Source organism: Pseudomonas sp. SG-MS2, from assembly GCF_009933855.1.
Lineage (GTDB): Bacteria > Pseudomonadota > Gammaproteobacteria > Pseudomonadales > Pseudomonadaceae > Aquipseudomonas > Aquipseudomonas putida_E.
The window spans coordinates 1-24,404 of record NZ_MOMO01000124.1; the positions used below are offsets into that span (position 1 = coordinate 1).

Annotated in this window: 28 protein-coding genes; 15 read left to right on the forward strand and 13 right to left on the reverse strand. The window is 62.8% G+C overall.

From position 1 onward, the window contains the following. The coding region (locus BLX42_RS09930; RefSeq protein ID WP_161871701.1) for a hypothetical protein at positions 1 to 205 on the forward strand (205 nt) is incomplete at its 5' end. A gap of 70 nt (positions 206 to 275) precedes the next feature. Here the strand turns inward: BLX42_RS09930 and BLX42_RS09935 are convergent. The 3 genes from BLX42_RS09935 to rpmE form a co-directional block, all read right to left on the reverse strand. Next, on the reverse strand, positions 276 to 1,544 hold the full coding sequence (locus BLX42_RS09935) for a malic enzyme-like NAD(P)-binding protein (RefSeq protein WP_039603148.1): 1,269 nt from the start codon (positions 1,542 to 1,544) through the stop codon (positions 276 to 278). 179 nt (positions 1,545 to 1,723) lie between these two features. Next, positions 1,724 to 2,545 (reverse strand): thermonuclease family protein, encoded by an 822-nt coding sequence (locus BLX42_RS09940; protein WP_046787048.1) that lies wholly within the window; start codon positions 2,543 to 2,545, stop codon positions 1,724 to 1,726. 2 nt (positions 2,546 to 2,547) lie between these two features. Next, positions 2,548 to 2,763, reverse strand: a complete 216-nt coding sequence (gene rpmE / locus BLX42_RS09945; protein ID WP_012312321.1) for a 50S ribosomal protein L31 — start codon at positions 2,761 to 2,763, stop codon at positions 2,548 to 2,550. Between the two features lie 167 nt (positions 2,764 to 2,930). Between rpmE and BLX42_RS09950 the strand changes: the two genes are divergently transcribed. The 3 genes from BLX42_RS09950 (at position 2,931) to BLX42_RS09960 (ending at position 7,802) form a co-directional block, all read left to right on the forward strand. Beyond that, entirely contained in the window at positions 2,931 to 5,150 is a 2,220-nt protein-coding gene (locus tag BLX42_RS09950; protein ID WP_161871702.1) for a primosomal protein N', read from the forward strand. A 215-nt stretch (positions 5,151 to 5,365) separates the two neighbouring features. Continuing rightward, complete coding sequence (gene argS / locus BLX42_RS09955; protein ID WP_046787046.1) at positions 5,366 to 7,102, forward strand: arginine--tRNA ligase; 1,737 nt, start codon at positions 5,366 to 5,368, stop codon at positions 7,100 to 7,102. Position 7,103: 1 nt separating this feature from the next. Continuing rightward, positions 7,104 to 7,802 carry an SPOR domain-containing protein gene (locus BLX42_RS09960; protein WP_046787045.1) on the forward strand — a complete coding sequence of 233 codons (699 nt, stop codon included), beginning with the start codon at positions 7,104 to 7,106 and terminating at the stop codon, positions 7,800 to 7,802. Positions 7,803 to 7,846: 44 nt separating this feature from the next. On the opposite strand, the gene BLX42_RS09965 is transcribed toward BLX42_RS09960, so the two are convergent. Next, positions 7,847 to 8,266, reverse strand: coding sequence for a TM2 domain-containing protein (locus BLX42_RS09965; RefSeq protein ID WP_039602507.1), 420 nt, complete (start codon positions 8,264 to 8,266; stop codon positions 7,847 to 7,849). 176 nt (positions 8,267 to 8,442) lie between these two features. On the opposite strand from BLX42_RS09965, the gene BLX42_RS09970 reads away from it, so the two are divergent. Then, on the forward strand, positions 8,443 to 9,060 hold the full coding sequence (locus BLX42_RS09970) for a C40 family peptidase (RefSeq protein ID WP_046787044.1): 618 nt from the start codon (positions 8,443 to 8,445) through the stop codon (positions 9,058 to 9,060). 36 nt (positions 9,061 to 9,096) lie between these two features. On the opposite strand, the gene BLX42_RS09975 is transcribed toward BLX42_RS09970, so the two are convergent. Then, entirely contained in the window at positions 9,097 to 10,095 is a 999-nt protein-coding gene (locus tag BLX42_RS09975) for a type IV pilus twitching motility protein PilT (protein ID WP_161871703.1), read from the reverse strand. Positions 10,096 to 10,160: 65 nt separating this feature from the next. On the opposite strand from BLX42_RS09975, the gene BLX42_RS09980 reads away from it, so the two are divergent. The 9 genes from BLX42_RS09980 to BLX42_RS10020 all read left to right on the forward strand — a co-directional run bounded on the left by BLX42_RS09980 (position 10,161) and on the right by BLX42_RS10020 (position 16,731). Continuing rightward, the gene (locus BLX42_RS09980; protein WP_161871704.1) at positions 10,161 to 10,847 is read left to right on the forward strand and encodes a YggS family pyridoxal phosphate-dependent enzyme; all 687 of its coding nucleotides are present in this window, start codon (positions 10,161 to 10,163) and stop codon (positions 10,845 to 10,847) included. A gap of 38 nt (positions 10,848 to 10,885) precedes the next feature. Beyond that, positions 10,886 to 11,704 carry a pyrroline-5-carboxylate reductase gene (gene proC / locus BLX42_RS09985; RefSeq protein ID WP_046787041.1) on the forward strand — a complete coding sequence of 273 codons (819 nt, stop codon included), beginning with the start codon at positions 10,886 to 10,888 and terminating at the stop codon, positions 11,702 to 11,704. Between the two features lie 10 nt (positions 11,705 to 11,714). Beyond that, positions 11,715 to 12,305 carry a YggT family protein gene (locus BLX42_RS09990; protein ID WP_046787040.1) on the forward strand — a complete coding sequence of 197 codons (591 nt, stop codon included), beginning with the start codon at positions 11,715 to 11,717 and terminating at the stop codon, positions 12,303 to 12,305. Between the two features lie 88 nt (positions 12,306 to 12,393). Continuing rightward, the gene (locus tag BLX42_RS09995; protein ID WP_046787039.1) at positions 12,394 to 13,533 is read left to right on the forward strand and encodes a homoserine O-acetyltransferase; all 1,140 of its coding nucleotides are present in this window, start codon (positions 12,394 to 12,396) and stop codon (positions 13,531 to 13,533) included. A 7-nt stretch (positions 13,534 to 13,540) separates the two neighbouring features. Next, entirely contained in the window at positions 13,541 to 14,161 is a 621-nt protein-coding gene (metW, locus tag BLX42_RS10000; RefSeq protein ID WP_012312310.1) for a methionine biosynthesis protein MetW, read from the forward strand. A 22-nt stretch (positions 14,162 to 14,183) separates the two neighbouring features. Then, positions 14,184 to 14,618 (forward strand): DUF4426 domain-containing protein, encoded by a 435-nt coding sequence (locus BLX42_RS10005; RefSeq protein ID WP_046787038.1) that lies wholly within the window; start codon positions 14,184 to 14,186, stop codon positions 14,616 to 14,618. Then, positions 14,615 to 15,211: an RdgB/HAM1 family non-canonical purine NTP pyrophosphatase gene (rdgB, locus tag BLX42_RS10010; protein WP_115273366.1), complete on the forward strand. Its 597-nt coding sequence runs from the start codon at positions 14,615 to 14,617 to the stop codon at positions 15,209 to 15,211. The genes BLX42_RS10005 and rdgB overlap by 4 nt, the downstream gene beginning before the upstream one ends. After that, a complete protein-coding gene (hemW, locus tag BLX42_RS10015; protein ID WP_046787036.1) occupies positions 15,208 to 16,395 on the forward strand; it encodes a radical SAM family heme chaperone HemW in 1,188 nt (395 codons plus the stop codon). The genes rdgB and hemW overlap by 4 nt, the downstream gene beginning before the upstream one ends. Positions 16,396 to 16,404: 9 nt before the next feature. Then, positions 16,405 to 16,731: a DUF3392 domain-containing protein gene (locus BLX42_RS10020; protein WP_003257821.1), complete on the forward strand. Its 327-nt coding sequence runs from the start codon at positions 16,405 to 16,407 to the stop codon at positions 16,729 to 16,731. A 172-nt stretch (positions 16,732 to 16,903) separates the two neighbouring features. Here the strand turns inward: BLX42_RS10020 and trmB are convergent, their stop codons facing one another. From trmB to BLX42_RS10040, 4 genes are all read right to left on the reverse strand, one after another. Beyond that, a complete protein-coding gene (trmB, locus tag BLX42_RS10025) occupies positions 16,904 to 17,626 on the reverse strand; it encodes a tRNA (guanosine(46)-N7)-methyltransferase TrmB (RefSeq protein ID WP_046787035.1) in 723 nt (240 codons plus the stop codon). A 9-nt stretch (positions 17,627 to 17,635) separates the two neighbouring features. Further along, entirely contained in the window at positions 17,636 to 18,430 is a 795-nt protein-coding gene (locus tag BLX42_RS10030; protein WP_008092966.1) for a thiazole synthase, read from the reverse strand. Positions 18,431 to 18,484: 54 nt separating this feature from the next. Continuing rightward, positions 18,485 to 18,685, reverse strand: a complete 201-nt coding sequence (gene thiS, locus BLX42_RS10035; protein ID WP_012312305.1) for a sulfur carrier protein ThiS — start codon at positions 18,683 to 18,685, stop codon at positions 18,485 to 18,487. A gap of 103 nt (positions 18,686 to 18,788) precedes the next feature. Further along, the gene (locus BLX42_RS10040) at positions 18,789 to 19,160 is read right to left on the reverse strand and encodes a DUF423 domain-containing protein (protein WP_161871705.1); all 372 of its coding nucleotides are present in this window, start codon (positions 19,158 to 19,160) and stop codon (positions 18,789 to 18,791) included. Between the two features lie 64 nt (positions 19,161 to 19,224). On the opposite strand from BLX42_RS10040, the gene mtgA reads away from it, so the two are divergent. Continuing rightward, a complete protein-coding gene (gene mtgA, locus BLX42_RS10045) occupies positions 19,225 to 19,935 on the forward strand; it encodes a monofunctional biosynthetic peptidoglycan transglycosylase (protein ID WP_161871751.1) in 711 nt (236 codons plus the stop codon). A gap of 111 nt (positions 19,936 to 20,046) precedes the next feature. Here the strand turns inward: mtgA and rpoH are convergent, their stop codons facing one another. The 4 genes from rpoH to ftsY form a co-directional block, all read right to left on the reverse strand. Beyond that, positions 20,047 to 20,901: an RNA polymerase sigma factor RpoH gene (gene rpoH / locus BLX42_RS10050; RefSeq protein WP_012312302.1), complete on the reverse strand. Its 855-nt coding sequence runs from the start codon at positions 20,899 to 20,901 to the stop codon at positions 20,047 to 20,049. Positions 20,902 to 21,012: 111 nt separating this feature from the next. Next, positions 21,013 to 22,038 (reverse strand): permease-like cell division protein FtsX, encoded by a 1,026-nt coding sequence (gene ftsX, locus BLX42_RS10055; protein WP_046787033.1) that lies wholly within the window; start codon positions 22,036 to 22,038, stop codon positions 21,013 to 21,015. Continuing rightward, the gene (gene ftsE, locus BLX42_RS10060) at positions 22,035 to 22,706 is read right to left on the reverse strand and encodes a cell division ATP-binding protein FtsE (protein ID WP_039601211.1); all 672 of its coding nucleotides are present in this window, start codon (positions 22,704 to 22,706) and stop codon (positions 22,035 to 22,037) included. Before ftsE ends, ftsX begins: the two co-directional genes overlap by 4 nt. Continuing rightward, positions 22,703 to 24,292, reverse strand: a complete 1,590-nt coding sequence (gene ftsY, locus BLX42_RS10065; protein ID WP_161871706.1) for a signal recognition particle-docking protein FtsY — start codon at positions 24,290 to 24,292, stop codon at positions 22,703 to 22,705. Before ftsY ends, ftsE begins: the two co-directional genes overlap by 4 nt. Positions 24,293 to 24,404 lie beyond the last annotated feature (112 nt).

Genomic DNA, 24,404 nt, shown 5'->3' on the forward strand with positions numbered 1-24,404 from the left:
CCACCCGCCTGCAGAACCGGAAGGCATCCTCAGCCTGCGTGTCGACCCGGTCAGCGGCCGTGCGGCCTCCCCGAGCACGCCTAACGCGTATTTCGAACTGTTCAAGGCTGAAGATTCGCCACCATCGGTGGATGAACTGGGCAACGGTGCAGCGCCGGGCAGCCCGCTGCCGGCCGATGAAGCGGCGCCCATGGATTTGTTCTGAGCCGACAGCTTGCAGCTTGAACCCAAAAAAAAACCGGCTCATATGAGCCGGTTCTTTTTTGCACCCTGCTTCAGCCGTTGAATACTTCGTCAACGCTGTTGAGCGGGTAGTGCTTCGGATATGGCAGGGTAGCCACGCCGGATTCGATGGCAGCCTTGGCTACGGCATCGGAAACGACGGTGATCAGGCGTGCGTCCAGCGGCTTCGGAATGATGTACTCACGGCCGAATTCCAGGCCTTCAACGCCATAGGCTTCGCAAACTTCCTTAGGCACCGGCAGCTTGGCCAGGTCCTTCAGGGCGATAGCGGCGGCGATCTTCATTTCTTCGTTGATACGCTTGGCGCGAACGTCCAGGGCACCACGGAAGATGAACGGGAAGCCCAGCACGTTGTTGACCTGGTTCGGGTAGTCGGAACGACCGGTAGCCATGATCACATCGTTGCGGGTGGCATGAGCCAGCTCTGGCGAGATCTCAGGGTCCGGGTTCGAGCAGGCGAACACGATCGGGTTGGCAGCCATCGATTTCAGGCCTTCCGCGCTCAGCAGGTTCGGGCCGGACAGGCCAACGAACACATCGGCACCGTCCAGGGCATCAGCCAGGGTGCGCTTGTCGGTAGCGTGAGCGAACTGGGCCTTGTACTGGTTCAGGTCGTCACGGCCAGCGTGGATCACGCCGCTACGGTCGATCATGAAGATGTTTTCGACCTTGGCGCCCATGCTGACCAGCAGCTTCATGCAAGAGATGGCGGCAGCGCCGGCACCCAGGCAGACGATCTTGGCGTCTTCGAGCTTCTTGCCCGCGATTTCCAGGGCGTTGATCATGCCGGCAGCGGTAACGATAGCGGTGCCGTGCTGGTCATCGTGGAACACCGGAATATCGCACTGCTCGATCAGGGTGCGCTCGATTTCGAAGCACTCGGGTGCCTTGATGTCTTCGAGGTTGATGCCACCGAAGGTGATCGAGATGCGGCGAACGGTGTCGATGAAAGCTTGCGGGCTTTCCGACTCGACTTCGATATCGAACACGTCGATACCGGCGAAACGCTTGAACAGAACGCCCTTGCCTTCCATGACCGGCTTGGAAGCCAGTGGGCCAAGGTCACCCAGACCGAGGATGGCGGTGCCATCGGAAATAACTGCAACAAGGTTGCCCTTGCCAGTGTATTTGTAGGCCAGCTCAGGATCACGGCCGATTTCACGCACCGGTTCTGCAACACCTGGGCTGTAGGCCAGGGCGAGATCGCGGGCGGTGGCGGTGGGCTTGGAGAGCTCGACGCTCAGTTTCCCCGGACGAGGTTGAGCGTGGTATTCGAGAGCGGCGGTTTTCAGGTCTGACATGGTGGGCATTCCGCTATTTACTGTTCTGACGGACCGCCGAGGATACGCAAAGAGCCGGGGAGCCACAAGACTGGTCGGTCACTTGTGTCAAGGCCTTTAGCCTACGACTTTACGCTATAACACACGGGGGCATTCGAACAACAGTGTGTACAATCCAATAGCGAAATGTCTACATCTTTTCAGCTTGAAATGCGTTCCAGCATGCTCGGATCGGTGATTGGCAACACCCAGCGTCGCTGCCCCGGCTTGAGCCCACCCTTGCGGGAACGATCCAGCACCCAACCCCGCGCCTCGACCTGGCGTCCTTTGAGGTTATCGAAGAAGCCGACGGGGAAGTTGCGTTGCAGACGAGCGGGAACCTGCAGCACCACGTCAGTTTCAAGTTCCAGCCAGACTCCACCGCGATTGCGTGCAATATTCCGGATGCTGCCGCCGATCACCGCGAAGCCCGACTGGCGAACCTGGCTGGCGCGAAGTACCGGTGAAGGGCGCCAAAGGCCAGCGCCTGCCTTGCGCGCCGATTGCTCGGCCACTCGCTGGCACGCCACCAAACGCACATTGGGCGCAACCGCGACGCGATAGCCAAGCCCTTCGCCAAGCAATCGGGCTTCAAGATTGTCGCCACTGCGGGCGTAAACGTGTGCCAGCGTGCGGCCGTACTTGTCCTTGGGCTCGACGCCGAGCACCAAGCCGACACGGCCGTCGCTGGCTTTGACCAAGGCTTGCAAACGCCGCTTGGCGGCCTCGGCAAAAGGTTCGCTGGTGCGCCCCTTGCGCCCTATCTCCGGGGCGTTGATGCCAATCATGCGCACGCTGCGACCATCGGTAAGGCGCAGGGTATCGCCATCGACCACCTGACGCACCGCCACGATCTGCGGCCTGTCCGGCAATGGGCAAAACGCCAGGGCCGGCACTTGCCAGAGCGCGCCCACAAAAAAGGCGCCCACAAGGGGCGCCTTTTTCAGCAACAACGCGAAGCCCGAAGGATTCGCCATGCGCATGATTACTTCTTGGTACCGAACATACCGAAGCGATCGGCGAAGCGCTGAACGCGACCACCGGTGTCCAGCACTTTCTGCTTACCGGTGTAGAACGGGTGGCACAGGTTGCAAACGTCGATCGCCAGGGTGCTGCCCAGGGTCGAACGGGTTTCGAATTTGTTGCCGCAGCTGCAGGTCACAGCAACTGCTTCGTAGTTCGGATGAATATCAGCTTTCATGGTCACTTCCTCGAGCTGCGTGCCGCCACCCAACACCAATTGTTGAATACCGCACGTAATTAGGCGGGGAATAATACCAGAGCGCCGCGTCGACGCAAGTTGTCGCTTGCACCGACTGTCGTCTGATAGGCTCGCCAGTCTTCGAAACGCCCTGCGAGACCTTACGCGTGTCCGACGTCATCCTGCGCCTTGCCCTGCCCTCCCCCCTGCGTCGCCTGTTCGACTACAGGGCGCCGGCGAGCATGGCGCGCCAGGCACTCACCCCGGGAATGCGCATCCGGGTGCCGTTCGGCCGCCGCGAGATGATCGGCGTGCTGGTGGAGGTCTGCGACCACAGCGAGGTCCCTGCCGACAAGCTTAAACCGGCCAGCGCCCTGCTCGACCCGGTTTCACCGGTGCCGGCGCCGCTGTTCAAGCTGTGCCTGTGGACGGCCCAGTACTACCAGCACAGCCTCGGCGACACCCTGAGCTGGGCCTTGCCCACCTTGCTGCGCCAGGGCGAGCCGGCCGAGATGCGCCAGGAGCGCTTTTGGCACGTGGCCCCAGGTGCCCGCCTGGAAGACCCGCGCATCGCCCGCGCACCGCGCCAGCGGGACGCCCTCAGAACGCTGGCGCAACACCCGCACGGCGTTGCGCACAGCCTGCTGAGCAAGCTCAACCTTAACAAGGACAGCCTTGACCTGTTACTGGCCAAGGACTTGGTTCAGCTCGAAGTACGCCGCCACCTGCCGGATCAACGCCATGAACACTGGCTGGCCCAGCCGGAACTGCCGCTCAACGAAGAACAGCGAGTGGCCTTCGAGGCCGTGCGCGATGGCTTTGGCAGCTTCAATGCGTTCCTCCTGGCCGGCGTTACCGGCAGCGGCAAGACCGAGGTCTACCTGCAACTGATCCGCGAAACCCTGGAAGCCGGCAAGCAAGCGCTGGTGCTCATCCCGGAAATCAACCTCGGCCCGCAAACCCTGGCGCGCTTCGAACAGCGTTTCAACGCACGCATCGCCTTGGTGCATTCGGCCGTCAATGACCGCGAACGCCTCGACGCCTGGCTGGCGGCGCGAGATGGCGAGGCGGATATCATCATCGGCACGCGCTCGGCGCTGTTCACTCCCATGAAGAACCCGGGCCTGATCATCATCGACGAAGAACATGACGGCTCTTATAAGCAGCAGGAAGGCCTGCGCTACCACGCCCGCGACCTGGCGATGGTGCGCGCTCACCAGGAGAACATCCCGATCCTGCTCGGCTCGGCCACCCCGTCGCTGGAAACCCTGCACAATGCCCTGACCGGCCGCTACCGCCTGCTGCGCATGAACCAGCGCGCAGGAGGCGCGCGCCCGCCACGCATGTTACGCCTGGATGTGAAAAGCCTGCCGCTGGACAGCGGCATCAGCGGCCCGCTGCAACAGGCCATCCGCCAGACACTGGAAGCAGGCCAGCAGGTGCTGGTTTTCCTCAACCGCCGCGGTTTCGCCCCGACGCTGCTGTGCCACGACTGCGGCTGGCTCAGCGAATGCCCGCGCTGCGATGCCCGCATGACCGTGCATCAGCGCGCCGGCGTACTGCGCTGCCACCATTGCGGGTACGACGAACGCCTCCCGCACCAGTGCCCCAAGTGCGACCATGTCGACTTGCGCCCGGTAGGTGCAGGCACCGAGCGCGCCGAGGAACGTCTGAAGGTACTGTTCCCCGATTACCCGATCCTGCGGGTCGACCGCGACAGCACGGCGCGCAAGGACGCGATGCACAATTTGTTCAGCACCATTCAGCGCGGCCAGCCGAGCATCCTGGTCGGGACGCAGATGCTGGCCAAGGGGCATCACTTTCCGCGGGTGACCTTGGTCGCGATTCTCGATGCTGATGGCGGGTTGTTCTCCGGCGACTTCCGCGCCACCGAGCGCATGGCCCAGCTCATCGTGCAGGTCGCCGGGCGCGCGGGGCGTGCCGAGGAACCCGGCAAAGTGGTCATCCAGACGCACCTGGCCGACCACCCGTTGCTGGTGCAACTGACCGAGCAAGGCTACTTCGCCTTTGCCGAACAGGCCCTGGACGAGCGCCGCGCCGCTGGCCTGCCACCGTATTCCCACCTTGCCCTGCTGCGCGCCGAAGCGCACAAGCCAGGGCAGGCCGAAGGTTTTCTCGACGAAGCCTGCAACGCCGCGCAGCGCCTGGTGACCGAGCAGCGCTTGCCCGGCATTGAACTGTTGGGCCCGGTGCCTGCTCCGATGGAGCGCAAGGCCGGGCGCTTCCGTGCGCAATTGCTGATCCAGGCCGAAACCCGGGCACCGCTGCATCGACTGATCAGTGCCTGGTTGCTAGTGTTGGAGCAGCTTCCAGGCGGGCGGCAAGTACGCTGGTCGCTGGATGTCGACCCGGTCGACCTATATTGAGCTGTAAGCTGCAAGCTGCAAGCTACAAGCAAGAGCAAGAGCAAGAGCAAGAGCAAGAGCAAGAGCAAGAGCAGGCCGGGCGATGGCGTTTGTTCTTGCAGCTTGAAGCTTGCAGCTCAAAGGTTGGCAACCCGGCCCCAGCAACGGATAATGCCCAGTTTTTCCACCTGCGCACCCAGGCGCTCCACCGCGCTAGCGGTCGAAAAGAGATCCCCATGAAAGACACCATTCGCCAGCTGATCCAGCAAGCCCTCACCCAACTCGTCACCGACGGTGTGCTGCCTGAAGGGCTGTCGCCGGCGATCCAGGTGGAAAACGCCCGGGACAAGACCCACGGCGACTTCGCCAGCAACATCGCAATGATGCTGGCCAAGCCGGCTGGCATGAAGCCGCGCGACCTCGCCGAAAAGCTGATTGCAGCCCTGCCGGCCAGTGCCGACATCAGCAAGGTCGAGATCGCAGGCCCAGGCTTTCTGAACTTCTTCCAGAACACCGACGCCCTGGCCAACCGCCTGGACGCCGCCCTTGCCGATGCGCACCTGGGTGCGCGCAAGGCTGGCCCTGCGCAGAAGGTGGTGATCGACATGTCGGCACCGAACCTGGCCAAAGAGATGCACGTCGGCCACCTGCGCTCCACCATCATCGGTGACAGCGTCGCCCGCGTGCTGGAGTTCCTGGGTGACCAGGTCATCCGCCAGAACCACGTGGGCGACTGGGGTACTCAGTTCGGCATGCTGCTGGCCTATCTGGAAGAAAACCCGATCACCAGCGACGAGCTGTCCGACCTGGAGAACTTCTACCGCGCCGCCAAGAAGCGCTTCGACGAGTCCGAAGAATTCGCCACCCGCGCCCGCGGCCTGGTGGTCAAGCTGCAGGCCGGCGACCCTGAGTGCATGGCGCTGTGGACGCGCTTCAAGGACATTTCGCTGTCGCACTGCCAGAAAACCTACGAGCTGCTCAACGTCAAACTGACCATGGCCGACGTGATGGGCGAAAGCGCCTATAACGCCGACCTCGCCAACGTGGTTGCCGACCTCAAGGCCAAAGGCCTGCTGGTCGAGGACCAAGGCGCCCAGTGCGTGTTCCTCGAAGAGTTCAAGAACAGCGAAGGCGAGCCGCTGCCCGTGATCGTGCAGAAGGCCGACGGCGGCTACCTGTACGCCACCACCGACCTGGCTGCCGTGCGCTACCGCAGCAATGTGCTCAAGGCCGACCGCGCGCTGTACTTCGTCGACCAGCGCCAGGCACTGCACTTCAACCAGGTGTTCGAAGTGGCGCGCCGCGCCGGTTTCGTCGGCCACCCGATGCAAATGGAACACATGGGCTTCGGCACCATGAACGGCGCCGATGGCCGCCCGTTCAAGACCCGTGACGGCGGCACCGTGAAGCTGATCGACCTGCTCACCGAGGCCAAGGAACGTGCCTACGCACTGGTCAAGGAGAAAAACCCGAGCCTGGCCGAGGACGAATTGCGCCACATCGGTGAAGTGGTCGGTATCGGCGCGGTGAAATACGCAGACCTGTCCAAGCACCGCACCAGCGACTACAGCTTCAACTTTGAGCTGATGCTCAACTTCGAAGGCAACACCGCGCCCTACCTGCTGTACGCCTACACCCGCGTGGCCGGCGTGTTCCGCAAGCTGGGCAAGGGCTTCGACGAGGTGGAAGGCCACATCGTCCTGCAGGCTGCACACGAGCAGGACCTGGCTGCACGCCTGGCGCAATTCGGCGAGATCCTCAACAACGTCGCGGACAAGGGCACCCCGCATGTGTTGTGCACCTACCTGTACGACCTGGCCGGCCTGTTCTCCAGCTTCTACGAGAATTGCCCGATCCTCGCCGCCGAAACCCCCGAGCAACAGCAGAGCCGCCTGCGCCTGGCAGCCCTGACGGGTCGCACCCTCAAGCAAGGTCTGGAACTGCTCGGCCTGGAAACCCTGGAGCGCATGTAAGTTGGCTGCCAAGAAAAAACCAGCTCCCAAGCGCGGTGCAAGCCGCACCCAGGCACCGGCCAAACAGCCGATCCCCGGCTGGATATGGCTGGCGGTCGGCCTGACGGTCGGCGCCTTCATCGTCTTCCTGATGAAGCTCGAGCCTGGCGGTGGCGATATCAAGCGCGCCAAGCCCGAGCAGCAGAAGCCGGAGAAAGTTGCCGAGGCGGGCAAATCAACCGCGGCCGCTACGCAGCAGCCGGTAAAGCCCAAGTATGACTTCTACACCCTGCTGCCCGAGTCGGAAGTGATCGTGCCGCCAGAAGCCGTGCCTGAGAAGACGCCGCCTGTCCCAGCCCAGCCGGTCACCCCGGTCACACCTGCCGAAGCGGCGAAAATCGATACCGCGCGCGCCCAGGCTGCACTGTTGGGCCAGACGCCCCCCCCGGCTCCGCCAGTGATCAAACCTGCGGCTACCACGCAGTACTTCCTTCAGGCCGGCTCGTTCCGCAAACAGGCCGACGCCGACAAGGTGCGGGCGCAGATCATCCTGTTGGGCCAGACGGTGAAGGTGGAGTCGGGCACGGTCAAGGATGAAACCTGGTACCGCGTGCTGGTCGGCCCATACAGCAACCGTGAGCAGTTGACCGGTGCGCAGAAGCAACTGGCCGGAGCGGGGTTCAGTAACCTGCTACTGCAGCAGCGGCAGACCCGCCAGTAACGAATAAGGCCTTGTCGCTCAGCGTGACAAGGCCTTTTTTGTGCTCAACGGCGTTCAGCGTTGGCTTGGGAAACCTGGCTGTTCAGCGTCCAGAAGTCATACAGCACACCCACCAGGAACAGGCCACCGGTGAAGAAGTAGATGATCGCGGTGATCCACTTGCCCTGGTACAGGCGATGCACGCCAAAGATGCCGAGGAAGGTCAGCAGTACCCAGGCAATGTTGTAGTCGATGCGCCCAGACTGAAAACGCAAGTCAGCCTCGCGGTCCATCGACGGGATCAGGAACAGGTCGATCAGCCAGCCTATGCCAAGCAGGCCCAGGGTGAAGAACCAGATTGTTCCGGTGATCGGCTTGCCGTAGTAGAAACGATGCGAGCCCGTGAAGCCGAAAATCCACAACAGATAGCCGATGACCTTGCTATGGGTGTCGTGAAACGGCGCTCCTTGTTCATAACTGTTCATTCATAGCCCCCATGGGTTAGCCGAAAATTTTCTAAAAAAAAATGTGACTTTTGCGTCGCAGGCCGACGTACGGCAGCATGACAATCGACAAACGGATCAGAAATTGATCAAAAAGCTGTTATAAAGTTGCGCGCCAATACCAAAACCAACACCAAAACTTCACAAGAGCTTCATCTATGCCGCCTTTGTTCAAGACATGGCTGACCCTCTGCCTATTATTGCCCCTGGCCGCCCACGCCACCAACCGTGAGCAACGTCTTCCCAACGGTTTCACCGGCTATACCACCAATGCCACGGTGAAACACGTGCCCAGCAAGCACACCGCCTTGCGTGCACGCGCCAACAACGCCGGCCAGGTGCCAGTGGCTGCCATGTCGCCGAAACAGAGCAGCGACGTGCTCAGCCGCGCCGTGAATGTGCTCGGCACCCCTTATGTTTGGGGCGGCAGCAGCCCTAAAAAAGGCTTCGACTGCAGCGGGCTGGTCAAGTACGCCTTCAATGACGTGGCTGATGTCGACTTGCCGCGCACCTCCAATGCCATGGCAAAGGGCCACGGCGTGAAGGTGGCCAAAAGCGATCTCAAGCCTGGCGACCTGATCTTCTTCAACATCAAGAGCCGCCGCGTCAACCACGTAGCCATCTACCTGGGCAACGATCGCTTCATCCATGCACCGCGCCGCGGCAAGCGGGTGAGCATCGACAACCTGAGCAAGCCTTACTGGCAGAAGCACTATGTCGTGGCCAAGCGGGTGTTGCCGAAGGCGCCGCAGCAGTTGGCCCTGGCCAAGCGCTGACCTGGCCAGGCAACCGATGGATTGCTGGGGCCACTGCTACACGGCCCCGATCAACCCTTCGGTCTTCAATCGCTGCAACGCCCCCTCCATCGTCCGCATGCCCTGCGCAGCACCCGTCTGCATCACCGAATTCAATTGCGCCATGCGCCCCTCGCGGATCAGGTTGCGCACCGCAGGCGTTCCCACCAGCACCTCCCGGGCAGCCACCCGCCCACCCCGCACACACTTGACCAGCACCTGCGCCACAACCATACGCAGCGACTCCGCCAACATCGCTCGCACCAGCGGTTTCTCCTCGGCGGCAAACACCTCCACCAGCCGGTCGACACTGCCAGCAGCCGAGCGCGTATGCACCGTTGCCAGCACCAGGTGCCCGGTCTCCGCAGCGCGCAACGCCAGGCGAATCGTCTCCAGGTCGCGCAATTCGCCTATGACGATCACATCCGGATCCTGACGCAGCGCGCTGCGCAGCCCTTGGGAAAAGTCGCGGCAATGCCGACCGATTTCTCGCTGATTGATCAGGCTTCGCTGGCTGTTGTGGATAACTTCGACAGGGTCCTCGAGGGTGATGATGTGCAAGGACCGCTGCCGGTTCAGCTGATCGATCAGCGTCGCCAAGGTGCTGGATTTTCCACTGCCGGTAGGCCCGCCGAGCAGAATCAGGCCGTCAGCCCACTGTGCAACAGACCGAAACACATCTTCCAGGTCAAGCTCGTCGAGCGTCGCAATCCGTTTTGGAATCAAGCGAAAGGTGGCCGCCGGGCCATTCAACTGGCGGAACAGGTTCAGGCGAAAGCGCCCGAGCGAGGGCAGCTCCAGTGCCAGGTCCTGCTCATCACCTTGCGCCCACTGCTGGCGCCGGCACTCATCGAGCAGCGGCGCCAGGGCATCGGTCAACGCCGCTGGCGTCAAGTTCGGAAGCGCCATGCGCCGCAGCTCACCATCCACGCGCAGCATCGGTATCTCGCCCGCGGCCAGGTGCAGGTCACTCGCCCCTGCATCGCCAGCCCGGGCCAACAGGTCAGTCACGTCCATGAGACTCCCCAACAGCCATCAAGCAGGTAGAATGCCGCTGACTCCTGAGCCAACGGCATCGATCCATGTCCACCATAGCAGACAACCTTTGCGCCCTTGCCGCCCGTATCGATAGCGCAGCCAAGGCCGCTGGACGCGACCCGGCCAGCCTTCAGTTGCTGGCCGTCAGCAAGACCAAACCGGCCAGTGCCATCCGCGAGCTGCATGCCGCAGGTGTACGCGATGTCGGTGAAAACTATCTGCAGGAAGCCCTGGCCAAGCAGGAGGACCTGCGGGACTTGCCCTTGATCTGGCACTTCATCGGCCCCATTCAGTCGAACAAGACCAAAGCAATTGCCGAGCATTTCGACTGGGTACACTCCGTGGACCGCCTGAAGATCGCCCAACGCCTGTCTGAACAACGCCCCCCAGGCCTGCCGCCTCTGAACATCTGCCTGCAGGTGAATGTCAGCGGCGAGGACAGCAAATCGGGGTGCGCCCCCGAGGACCTGCCGGCACTGGCCAATGCCGTGGCCGCACTGCCCAACCTGCGCCTGCGCGGGCTGATGGCGATCCCCGAACCCAGCGAAGACCGCGCCGAGCAAGAAGCCGCCTTCGCTAGCCTGCGCCAGCTGCAGGAGGGCCTGAATCTTGGCTTGGACACCCTGTCCATGGGCATGAGCCACGACCTGGAAGCCGCGATCGCGCAGGGTGCGACCTGGGTGCGTATCGGCACCGCCCTGTTCGGCGCCCGCAGCTACGGCCCCGCCTGATTCCATGCTTTACTCACTCTTTCCCTCAAGGACCTGACATGAGCAAGACACGTATTGCCTTCATCGGCGCCGGCAACATGGCTGCCAGCCTGATCGGCGGCCTGCGCGCCCAGGGCCTGGACGCCACGCAGATCCGCGCCAGCGATCCAGGCGCCGAAACCCGCACCCGGGTCCAGGCCGAGCACGGTATCGAGGTATTCGAAGACAACGCACAGGCCATCGTCGGGGCTGACGTGATCGTCCTGGCAGTCAAACCGCAGGTGATGAAAACCGTCTGCGAGGCCCTGCAGCCGAACCTGCAGGATGGCCAGCTGATCGTTTCGATTGCCGCCGGCATCACCTGCGCCAGCCTGCAGGCCTGGCTCGGCACCCGCCCGGTAGTGCGCTGCATGCCCAACACGCCGGCCCTGCTGCGCCAAGGCGTAAGCGGGCTGTATGCCACCGCCGAAGTGACCAGCACACAGCACCAGCAGGCCGAGCAGCTGCTATCGGCCGTCGGCACCGCCTTGTGGCTTGAGCATGAACACCAGCTCGATGCCGTTACAGCTGTCTCGGGCAGCGGTCCGGCCTATTTCTTCCTGCTGATCGAAGCCATGACTGCCGCCGGCGAGAAGCTTGGCCTGCCACGCGAAACCGCTACCCAGCTGACCCTGCAGACCGCGCTGGGTGCCGCGCACATGGCGGTGGCCAGTGACGTTGACGCCGCCGAGCTGCGTCGCCGGGTCACTTCGCCAGCCGGCACCACAGAGGCCGCAATCAAGTCGTTCCAGAGCAACGGTTTCGAAGCCATCGTCGAGCAGGCACTGGCAGCCGCGGCGCAGCGTTCTGCCGAGCTGGCCGAGCAATTGGGCAAATAAGGAGTATTAGATGAATGCATTGTCGGGCGCCGCGATTTTCGTGGTGCAAACCCTGGTCAGCCTGTATCTGGTGATCGTCCTGCTGCGCTTCGTGCTGCAGCTGGTAAAAGCCAACTTCTACAACCCGCTGTGCCAGTTCGCGGTGCGCGCCACGCAACCGCTGCTCAAACCGATCCGTCGCATCATCCCAAGCGTCGGCGGCCTCGATACCTCGTCTCTGCTGCTGGCGGTGGTGATCCAGGCTCTGCTGATGGGCTTTGTGCTGATGGTGACCTACGGCACCTTCGGTGATGTGCTGCACCTGCTGATGTGGGCGATCATCGGCATCACCTCGCTGTTCCTGAAGATTTTCTGGGTCGCGATGATCGTCATGGTGATCGTGTCCTGGGTCGCGCCGAACAGCCACAATCCTGCGGCCGAGCTGGCCTACCAGATCAGCGAACCCGTGCTGGCGCCGTTCCGCCGTATCGTGCCCAGCCTGGGCGGCATGGACATTTCGCCGATCTTCGCCTTCATCGCGATCCAGGTGCTGCAATCGTTTGTCATGCCGCCGCTGGCAGCCTATGCCGGCATGCCACAGGAACTGTGGCGGATGATCTGAGCCCTGTTGTTCCCGGCGGCAAGCCTTTGCTTGCCGCTGGGGGTAGCGCTCTTTAGACTTACGCCTCCGTCAAGCGTGAGCAGGGTCGATGTCCACTGTCCTTCCCGAAGATTCCGTCGGTCTGGTTACACCGCAAACAGCCCGGTTCGATGAACCGCTGGCCCTGGCCTGTGGCCGTTCTTTGGCCAGCTACGAGCTGGTCTACGAGACCTATGGCACCCTGAACGCCAGCGCAAGCAATGCTGTGCTGATCTGCCATGCCCTCTCTGGCCATCACCACGCGGCCGGCTACCACGCCACCACCGACCGCAAGCCCGGCTGGTGGGACAGCTGCATCGGCCCTGGCAAGCCGATCGACACCAACCGTTTCTTCGTGGTCAGCCTGAACAACCTCGGTGGCTGCAACGGCAGCACCGGCCCCAGCAGCGTCAACCCCGCCACCGGCAAGCCGTATGGCGCCGATTTCCCGGTACTGACCGTTGAAGACTGGGTACACAGCCAGGCACGCCTTGCCGATCGCTTGGGCATCCGGCAGTGGGCGGCCATTGTCGGCGGCAGCCTCGGCGGCATGCAGGCCCTGCAATGGACCATGACCTACCCCGACCGCGTGCGCCACTGCGTCGATATCGCCTCGGCACCAAAGTTGTCGGCCCAGAACATTGCCTTCAACGAAGTGGCGCGCCAGGCCATCCTCACCGACCCCGAATTCCACGGCGGCTCGTTCCAGGACCAGGGCGTGATCCCCAAGCGTGGCCTGATGCTGGCGCGTATGGTCGGGCATATCACCTACCTGTCCGACGACTCGATGGGGGAAAAGTTTGGCCGGGAGCTCAAGAGCGACAAGCTCAATTACGACTTCCACAGCGTCGAATTCCAGGTCGAGAGCTACCTGCGCTATCAGGGCGAAGAGTTCTCTGGCCGCTTCGACGCCAACACCTACCTGCTGATGACCAAGGCGCTGGATTACTTCGACCCGGCGGCGGCCAATGGCGGCGACCTGGCCGCGACCCTGGCCCACGTCACAGCCGACTACTGCATCATGTCGTTCACCACCGACTGGCGTTTCTCGCCGGCCCGCTCGCGCGAGATCGTCGATGCCCTGATGGCGGCACGCAAGAACGTCTGTTATCTGGAGATCGACTCTCCTTACGGGCACGATGCCTTCCTGATCCCCACGCCTCGCTACATGCAGGGTTTCGCGAACTACATGAACCGCATCGCCATCTGAGGACAGCATGAGAGCCGACCTGGAAATCATCCACGACTGGATTCCCGCCGGCAGCCGGGTACTCGACCTGGGCTGCGGCAGTGGCGAGCTGCTGGCTTCGCTGCGTGATCGCAAGCAGGTCACTGGCTACGGCCTGGAGATCGACCCCGACAACATCGCCGCCTGTGTGGCCAAAGGCGTCAACGTCATCGAGCAGGACCTGGACAAGGGCCTGGGCAACTTCGCCAGCAACAGCTTTGACGTAGTGATCATGACCCAGGCCCTGCAGGCCGTGGAGTACCCCGACCGCATCCTCGACGAGATGCTGCGTGTGGGCCGCCAGTGCATCATCACCTTCCCCAACTTCGGCCACTGGCGTTGCCGCTGGTACCTGGCGACCAAAGGCCGCATGCCGGTTTCGGACTTCATGCCGTACACCTGGTACAACACCCCGAACATCCACTTCTGCACCTTTGCCGACTTCGAACAGCTGTGCCATGAGCGCCGCGCCAAGGTCCTGGACCGCCTGGCCGTCGACCACTTGCACCGCAATGGGTGGGGCGGCCGGCTTTGGCCTAATCTGTTAGGGGAAATCGGCATTTACCGCGTCAGTAGCCCCGGCCTGCAGGAGCACCAGCTCGCGGTCTGACGCCCAGCAGAGGAATCGCACCATGCGTCGCCTAGCCCTGTTTCTGATCAGCTTGTGCCTGGCGCTGCCGGTACTGGCTGCCGATGCCGCCAAACCCGAGCGCAAGGAAGTGTTCGGCGACGTGACGGTGCACTACAGCGCCTTCACCTCCAGCATGCTGCAGCCGGACATTGCCGCCGCCACTGGGCTTGTCCGCAGCAAGAATCAGGGGGTGCTCAACATCGCCGTGCTCAAGGCCAGCAAACCCGCCATGGCGGTGGTCAGCGGCACGGTAAAAGACCTCACCGGGCGCAGCAACCCGCTGTCGTTCAAGCAGATTACCGATCGAGGCGCGATCTACTACATCGCCCAGTTCAAGATCCAACAGGCCGAGACGCTGACCTTCGACCTGAATGTCGAAACCGGCGGGGTCAGCCATAAACTCAGCTTCAACCAGGAAGTGTTCCCAGGCGAATGATGAATCTCCAGCAACTCGTATTGGCCAGCCACAATGCCGGCAAACTCAAGGAACTTCAGGCCATGCTCGGCCAGACCGTGCAACTGCGCTCGATTGGTGAGTTCAGCCAGGTAGAACCCGAAGAAACCGGCCTGTCGTTCGTCGAGAACGCCATCCTCAAGGCGCGCAACGCTGCACGCATCTCCGGGCTGCCCGCGCTGGCCGACGACTCTGGCCTGGCGGTCGACTTTCTCGGTGGCGCGCCGGGCATCTACTCGGCGCGCTATGCCGACGGCAAGGGCGATGCGGCAAACAACGCCAAGCTGCTCGAAGCACTCAAGGATGTACCGCAAGATCAGCGCGGCGCCCAGTTCGTCTGTGTGCTGGCACTGGTACGCCACGCCGACGATCCACTGCCCATCCTCTGCGAAGGCCTGTGGCATGGGCGCATCATGTTCGAAGCCAGCGGCGATCAAGGCTTTGGCTATGACCCGCTGTTCTGGGTGCCTGAGCGCAACTGCTCGAGCGCCGACCTCGCGCCTGCCGACAAGAACCAGCTCAGCCACCGCGCCCGCGCCATGGCCCTGCTGCGCCAACGTCTGGGCCTGGCATGATCGAATTGTTGTCCACCCAGCCGCGCCAGCCTGGCGTAGCGGGTTTCGCCACGTTGCCACCTTTGGCACTGTACATCCACATACCGTGGTGCGTGCGCAAATGCCCTTACTGCGACTTCAACTCCCATGCAGCTGGGCCTGAGCTTCCGGAAGAGGCCTATGTCGATGCCCTGCTGACCGACCTAGACCAAGAGCTGCCTGCGGTTCAGGGAAGGCCAATTTCGTCGATCTTCTTCGGCGGCGGCACCCCTAGCCTGTTCAGCGCCAATGCCCTTGGCAGGTTGCTGCGCGGCGTGGAGCAACGCATCCCCTTCGCGCCGGACATTGAAATCACGCTGGAAGCCAACCCAGGGACGTTCGAGCAGGAGAAGTTCAAGGCGTACCGGCAGACGGGCATCAATCGCCTGTCGATTGGCGTGCAAAGCTTCCAGCCGGCCAAACTGCAGGCGCTTGGGCGCATCCACAATGGCGACGAAGCCATTCGCGCAGCGGGCATGGCCCGGGCGGCCGGCTTCGACAACTTCAACATGGACCTGATGCACGGCCTTCCGGATCAGTCACTGGACGATGCGTTGGGCGACCTGCGCCAGGCCATCGACCTGGGGCCAACGCACCTGTCCTGGTACCAGCTGACCGTGGAGCCGAACACGGTGTTCTGGAACCAACCACCTGAACTGCCCGAGGACGACATCCTTTGGGACATTCAGGAGGCCGGCCAGGCACTGATGGCGGCGCACGGCTACAAGCAGTATGAGGTTTCGGCCTATGCCCAGGCGGGGCGTGCTGCCAAGCACAACCTCAATTACTGGCGCTTTGGCGATTTCATCGGCATCGGCGCCGGCGCCCACGGCAAGCTGACCTTTGCCGACGGCCGTATCCTGCGCACCTGGAAAACCCGCTTGCCCAAGGACTACCTGAACCTGGCCAAGCCGTTCAAGGCCGGCGAAAAGCTGCTGCCGGTGGACGAGCTGCCGTTCGAGTTCCTGATGAACGCGCTGCGCCTGACCGATGGCGTAGAAGCCGAGCTGTTCAGCCAGCGTACCGGCTTGCCACTGGCGCAACTGGCCGAGGCCCGCCGCGCCGCCGAACAAAAAGGCCTTTTGCAGGTCGAACCGGATCGGTTGGTGGCCACGCCACGCGGCCAGTTGTTCCTCAATGACCTGCTGCAGTATTTCTTGACCTAAGGATGACCCATGGATCTGGTACTTGACCTGCTGGCAACGGTTTCCCGCTGGAGCCGTAGCAACCTGTCTGAGATTTCGCTGGCCTTGGTGGGCTGCCTGCTGGTGCTGTTTGGCACCGATATCAAGGGCTGGGTGGAACAACGGCTGGGCGGCCTGGCAGGTGCCCTGCGGGTTCCGTTCATGGCGCTGCTGGTGATGATCGGCAGCGGCGCGGCGCTGATCTATGCCACGCCGTGGGTGGTGAAGGGGCTGAGCCAGTTCAACAACTACGCGTTGGCGCCGGTGCTGTTGGTGGTGCTGGTGTTGATTGGCGTGGTCGCTGATCGGCGGGGGTAAAGCTGACTGACTGGAAGCTGCCCCGCAAAACCAGGGCAGCTCTACCACTCGACTGCCCTTTGCAGGGAGCTACCGAGGCGGTCAGGCGTACCCCCTCGGCCTTGTTTACAAACAAGCCCCGGAGGGCTTGCATAGGCGGCTCAGCGCAACATCGAAAGGCTCAAACAGCCAATCAAGCCACCTTCTCGAATTTCAAATCCCAAACCCCATGCCCCAAGCGCTCACCACGGCGCTCGAACTTGGTGATCGGACGTTCTTCGGGACGCGGCACATAAGCCCCGTCTGCGGCCAGGTTTCGGTACCCCGGCGCCGCGCTCATCACTTCCAGCATGTATTGGGCATACGGCTCCCAGTCAGTGGCCATATGGAATATGCCACCCGGTTTGAGCTTGCGACGCACCAGCTCGGCGAACTCCAACTGCACGATACGACGCTTGTGGTGGCGCGCCTTGTGCCATGGGTCAGGGAAGAACAGCATCAAGCGGTCGAGGCTGTTATCGGCCACACAGCGGTTGAGCACTTCGATGGCGTCGCAATCGTACACCCGCAGGTTCTTCAGGCCCTCGGTCAGCACGCCGTTAAGCAGCGCGCCGACACCCGGGCGGTGCACTTCAACACCGATGAAGTCTTGCTCAGGTGCGGCAGCGGCCATCTCCAAGAGGGAATGGCCCATGCCGAAACCGATCTCCAAGGTGCGTGGCGCCGAACGGCCGAACACCTGGTCATAGTCCACCGGGCTTTCGGCCAGCGGCAGGATATACAGCGGGCCGCCCTGGTCCAGGCCGCGTTGCTGGCCTTCGGTCATGCGCCCGGCGCGCATCACGAAACTCTTGATGCGGCGGTGTGGACGCGCTTCGCCGTCGGTGGTGATCGGCGTATCTTGCGATTCAGTCATCAGTAGCTCTTACTTGATCAGACCATCCAGCGGCGAAGACGCGCTGGCATAGAGTTTCTTCGGCATGCGCCCGGCGAGGTAGGCCATGCGCCCGGCGACGATTGCGTGTTTCATGGCCTCGGCCATCAGCACGGGCTGCTGGGCGTGGGCGATGGCCGAGTTCATCAGCACCGCTTCACAGCCCATTTCCATGGCGATGGTGGCATCGGAGGCGGTACCCACGCCTGCATCGACCAGCACCGGCACCTTGGATTCTTCCAGGATGATCTGCAGGTTGTACGGGTTGCAGATGCCCAGGCCAGTGCCGATAAGGCCGGCCAGCGGCATGACCGCGATGCAGCCTGCTTCGGCCAGTTGACGGGCAATGATCGGGTCATCGCTGGTGTAGACCATCACGTCGAAGCCGTCCTTGACCAGTACTTCGGCGGCCTTGAGGGTTTCGATCACGTTGGGGAACAGGGTCTTCTGGTCTGCCAGGACCTCCAGCTTGACCAGGTTATGACCATCGAGCAGTTCACGGGCCAGGCGGCAGGTGCGCACCGCTTCGACGGCGTCATAGCAGCCGGCGGTGTTCGGCAGAATGGTGTAACGGTCCGGTGGCAGCACATCGAGCAGGTTCGGTTCGCCCGGGTTCTGGCCGAGGTTGGTGCGGCGCACGGCGACAGTGACGATTTCGGCGCCCGAGGCCTCGATGGCCAGGCGGGTTTCTTCCATGTCACGGTATTTGCCGGTGCCGACCAGCAGGCGCGACTGGAAAGTGCGCCCGGCCAGGGTAAAGGGCTTGTCGCTACGAACGTTGCTCATCAAAGATCCTCTGGAAAAGGTTGCTGGGCTTGCAGGTGAATCGCCAGGCCGGAATCAGCCGCCGCCAATAGCGTGGACCACTTCGACCTGGTCGCCGTCGTTGAGCTGCGTGCTGTCGTGCTGACTGCGCGGCACGATATCCAGGTTCAATTCCACTGCCACCCGGCGCCCGGTCAGCTCCAGGCGGGTCAGCAGCGCCGCGACGCTTTCGCCAGCGGGCAATTCATAGGGTTCACCGTTCAATTGAATGCGCATGCGCACGGCCACCATTGTGCGTTGGGGGCCAGCATTCTAGCGCCGATCAACGCGTTAACCCAAGGGCGGTGCACGCCATTAGTCGTGATTGTGGACCGCTTGGTCAGCCTAAACGCCATGCTGCCATGCCCAGGCAGACCCAGCCGGCCAGGAAGCACAAGCCGCCGATAGGGGTGATGATGCCAAGCTTGCCCAGCCCACTGAGGGTCAGCAGGTACAGGCTACCGGAGAACAGCACGATGCCCAGGGCGAACAGACCACCGGCCCAGCCGACCAGGCGCCCCGGCAAGTGCGCCGCGAGCAGCGCGACCCCGAAGATTGCCAAGGCATGTACCAGTTGATAGGTCACTCCGGTTTGAAAGATGGCCAGGTAATCTGCGCTCAGGCGGCTTTTCAGCCCATGGGCGGCGAATGCGCCCAGGCCGACACCGGTAAAGCCGAAAAAGGCGGCGAGCATGAGGAAGGTGCGAAGCATGGGACGACTCCTGGGATCGGGTCTGTATAATGGCCCGTTCCACCGGTCCGGCCAAGCCATCGCCATGCTGTCATCCCTACTCCGTCGCCTCGCCCGCGCCCTGTTCTGGTTCGCTGCCGGCAGCATCGTGCTGGTGCTGGTGTTCCGCTGGGTGCCGCCTCCCGGCACGGCATTGATGGTCGAGCGCAAGGTGCAGTCGTGGGTCAGTGGCGAGCCGATCGACCTGCAGCGCGACTGGCAGCCGTGGGAAAATATCTCGGATAACCTCAAGGTCGCGGTCATCGCCGGTGAAGACCAGAAGTTCGCCAACCACTGGGGGTTCGACATCCCCGCCATCCAGGCGGCGCTGGCCTATAACGAACGCGGCGGCAGCATCCGTGGCGCCAGCACCTTGACCCAGCAGGTGGCCAAGAACCTGTTCCTGTGGTCGGGTCGCAGTTGGCTGCGCAAGGGGCTGGAGGCCTGGTTCACGGCGCTGCTGGAACTGTTCTGGTCGAAAGAGCGGATCCTCGAGGTCTACCTGAACAGTGCCGAATGGGGCAAAGGGGTATTTGGTGCCCAGGCTGCGGCGCGCTACCACTTCGGTATCGATGCCAGCCGCCTGAACCGCCAGCAGGCTGCTCAATTGGCTGCGGTGCTGCCCAGCCCCATCAAGTGGAGCGCCAGCCGGCCGAGCGCCTACGTGGCGAGCCGGGCAGGCTGGATTCGCCGGCAAATGAGCCAGCTGGGTGGGCCGAGCTACCTGATGCAGCTGGATGCCTCGCGTAGGCCCTGAATTGATACGCTGACTTTGACTGCCCCTTTCCGAGGCCGGTAAAGCATACGCAAACAAAAAAGCCGCTCACCCTGTCATGGGCCAGCGGCTTTTCAGTGCATCAGGCGCCAATCACGCAGCAATCAACGCCTTCACCTTGTTCATCGCATTCTTTTCCAGCTGACGAATACGCTCAGCCGAAACGCTGTACTTGTCTGCCAGCTCATGCAATGTGGCTTTCTCTTCAGCCAGCCAGCGCTGGTAGAGAATGTCGCGGCTACGCTCGTCCAGGCCCTGCAAGGCTTCATGCAGGTTGCTGGTGGAGTTGTCGCTCCAGTCAGCGTCCTCAAGCTGCACAGCCGGGTCGTAGCGATGGTCTTCCAGGTAGTGTGCAGGCGACTGGAAGGCGCTGTCGTCGTCCGCCTCTGCTGCCGGGTCGAAGGCCATGTCCTGGCCACTCAGACGGCTTTCCATCTCACGCACTTCACGCGGCTCGACGCCGAGGCTTTCAGCAACGCGGTGCACTTCATCGTTGTTCAACCAGGCCAGACGCTTCTTCTGGCTGCGCAGGTTGAAGAACAGCTTGCGCTGGGCCTTGGTGGTAGCCACCTTGACGATGCGCCAGTTGCGCAGGATGAATTCGTGGATTTCAGCCTTGATCCAGTGCACGGCGAACGACACCAGGCGCACACCCATTTCCGGGTTGAAGCGCTTGACCGCCTTCATCAGGCCGACGTTGCCTTCCTGAATGAGGTCGGCCTGGGCCAACCCGTAGCCAGCATAGCTGCGGGCGATATGTACGACGAAGCGCAGGTGGGCCATCACCATTTGCCGAGCGGCCTCAAGATCCTGCTCATAATAGAGACGCTCGGCCAGATCACGCTCCTGCTCGACAGTCAGCAGCGGGATGCTGTTGACCGTGTGCACGTAGGCTTCCAGGTTTGCACCGGGAACCAGGGCATAGGCAGGTTGCAACGATGTGGTCATTCAAGAACCTCCGACTTACCAGACTCGTGCCTTGTGAGCACTGCCAACATAGACCTGGAACCAAGGTGCAAGTTCCAAAAATGAAAAATTGTCAATGCTGGCTCAGAAAAACTATCGCGGGGCCAACTCGTTCAAATGCCGAGCCACCGCAATCCATGCACCGATATACCCCAACAGTACCGCCCCGATCAAGAGCGACAGACCATCGGATGCTGGCACACCGCCCAGGGAGAAGTCGCTGCCGTAGAGCCCGGACAGCCCTACCACGGCCTCGTTCAGCCAGTTGAGGCCGAACGCGAGGATACCCCAGGCAAGCAGACCCGCACCCAGGCCGTACAACGCGCCCATGTACAGGAAAGGCCGACGGACGTAGCTGTCGGTGCCGCCTACCAGCTTGATGACTTCGATCTCGGTACGGCGGTTTTCAATATGTAGACGAATTGTGTTACCGATTACTAACAGCAAGGCAGAAATAAGCATCACCGCCAGGCCGAAGACGAACCGGTCGCCCAGCTTGAGGATCGCCGCCAGGCGCTCCACCCACACCAGGTCGAGTTGTGCATTTTCCACTCGCGGCAGCTCGGCCAGACGTTGCCGCAGCGCCTCCAGAGCCGGCTTGTCGACTTCGGTCGGGGTCACCACCACGACACCAGGCAGCGGGTTGTCGGGCAGTTCACGCAGGGCTTCGCCCAACCCGGACTGCTGCTGGAACTCTTCCAGCGCCTGCGCTGGGCTGATGTACAAGGCATCGGCCACCCCAGGCATGCCTTTGATCTCTTGGCCCAGGGCCTCCCCCTCCTTGCTGCCCGCGTCGAGCTTCAGGTACAGGGAAATCTGCGCGGCGCGCTGCCAGGAGCCCCCCAGCTTCTCGACGTTCTTCAACAGCAGCGAAAGGCCCATGGGCATGCTCAGCGCCACGGCCATCACCAGGCAGGTGAAGAAGCTGCCGATCGGCTGCTTGCCCAGGCGACGCAGGCTGTCGGCCAGGCTGGCACGGTGGCTGTCCAGCCAGGCGTGCAACAGCGTGCGGAAGTCCGGGCCGTCATCATCATGCTCGCCGCGCTTTTTCCGGGTATCCGCGTCGGCGGCCTTTGGGGCGACCCGCTCGGAAACCTTGGGTGTACGTGTAGTGCTCATTGCCCGGCCTCCCCATCGCCGATCAGACGGCCGCGCTGCAAGGTCAGCATGCGGTGGCGCATGCGCGCAATCAGTGCCAGGTCATGGCTGGCGATCAACACCGTGGTACCCAGCCGATTGATGTCCTCGAACACCCCCATGATCTCTGCGGCAAGGCGCGGGTCGAGGTTACCGGTGGGTTCGTCGGCCAGCAGCAAGGCGGGCTGGTGGACGATCGCACGAGCGATACCGACCCGCTGCTGCTGGCCGGTGGACAGGTCGGCCGGGAACAGCTCACCCTTGTCGACCAGCGACACACGCTCCAGCGCCGAATCCACGCGTTTGGCGATCTCTGCCTTGGACAGGCCGAGAATCTGCAGCGGCAGGGCAATGTTGTTGAAAACGGTGCGGTCGAACAGCAACTGGTGGTTCTGGAACACCACCCCGATCTGCCGACGCAGGAACGGGATCTGCGCGTTGCTGATCTGGCCCAGGTCCTGCCCTGCCAGCATCAACTTGCCGCTGGTGGGGCGTTCCATGGCCAGCAGCAGGCGCAGCAAGGTGCTCTTGCCGGCCCCGGAATGGCCGGTGACGAACAGGAATTCGCCCCGGCGCGCCCGGAAACTCAGCTCATGCAAGCCAACATGGCCGTTGGGGTAGCGCTTGGCAACCTGTTCGAATCGGATCATGGGTGCTCTCGCTCGGCAAACAGAGCCTTGACGAACGGCTCGGCTTCGAAGGTGCGCAGGTCGTCGATACCTTCACCCACGCCGATGAAGCGGATCGGAATGTTGAACTGCTTGGCAAGCGCGAAGATCACGCCCCCCTTGGCAGTGCCGTCCAGCTTGGTCAGGGCCAGGCCGGTCAGCTCGACGCTCTGGTTGAAGTACTTGGCCTGGCTGATGGCGTTCTGGCCAGTACCGGCATCGAGCACCAGCAGCACCTCATGCGGCGCCTCGGCGTCAAGCTTGCCGATGACCCGGCGAACCTTTTTCAGCTCTTCCATCAGGTTGTCTTTGGTGTGCAGCCGGCCGGCGGTATCGGCGATCAGCACATCGACGCCACGGGCCTTGGCGGCCTGCACGGCATCGAAGATCACCGACGCGGAGTCGGCACCGGTGTGCTGGGCGATCACCGGGATCTGGTTGCGCTCGCCCCAGACCTGCAACTGCTCGACGGCGGCAGCACGGAAGGTATCACCCGCGGCCAGCATGACCTTCTTGCCCTCGAGTTGCAGCTTCTTGGCCAGCTTGCCGATAGTGGTGGTCTTGCCGGCGCCGTTGACGCCTACCACGAGGATCACATAGGGCTTGTTCTGCGCCTGGATCTTCAGCGGCTGCTCGACCGGGCGCAGCAGCGCGGCCAGTTCTTCCTGCAGCGACTTGTACAGGGCATCGGCATCGGCCAGCTGTTTGCGCGCAACCTTCTGGGTCAGGTTCTGAACGATGGTCGAGGTCGCCTCCACGCCAACGTCGGCGGTCAGCAAGCGTGTTTCGATCTCGTCTAGCAGGTCATCATCAATGACTTTCTTGCCCAGGAACAGGCTGGCCATGCCTTCGCCGATGCTGGCGCTGGTCTTCGACAGGCCCTGCTTGAGGCGAGCGAAGAAGCCGGGCTTGGCAGGTTCGGCAACGGCTGGGGTGACGGCCTGTTCGGGAGCCGGGCGCTCGGGAATCGCTGGCGGGGCTTTTGGCTCAAGGTCTGGAACCAGGGCGACCGGCTCTTCGGCAACGGGCAAGACCAGGTTGCTGACCGGGGCTTCGGGGGCTGCTGCGACTGGAGCAGGGCTTTCGAGCTGCGCAGCAGCGGGCTCAGCACTCGCAGGCAACTCCGCCCTCACAGGGGCCGGGAGAGGCTCGGGAACCGGCACTGGCTCAGGGGCTGGAGCAGGCTCAGGGACCGGTGCAACCTCAGGAGCCGGAGCGGGCTCAGGGACCGGTGCAACCTCAGGAGCCGGCGCAGGCTCAGGGGCCGGTGCGACCTCCGGGGCCGGAGCAGGCTCAACGACAGGCGCAGGCTGGGGGGCCAGTACCGGCTCAGCGGGACGTACCGGCTCAACGGCAGGCGGGGGCGCTTCGGCAACCACCGGCTCGGCCGCAGCCGCTTCAGGCTGCTCGGCGGCAGGCGGCGGCGATACCGGCTCTACTGCGTGAGCATCAGGGGCTTGTGGCTGTTCGGCGACAGGTTGCTGCGGCTTCTTGCGAAACCAGCTGAACAGGCCTTTTTTCTCGCCAGCCTCGGCCGGCGCTTTTTTGTCGTCGTTGGAACCAAACATGGAAGACGGCTATCTCAGGGTAGCGATGGGCCAGCAGCGGCTCATCTGGAATTCTCTAAACGCAGAACAGACTGTTTTGAAGCCGGCTGGTTCATGCGCAATGTTTTGTCTT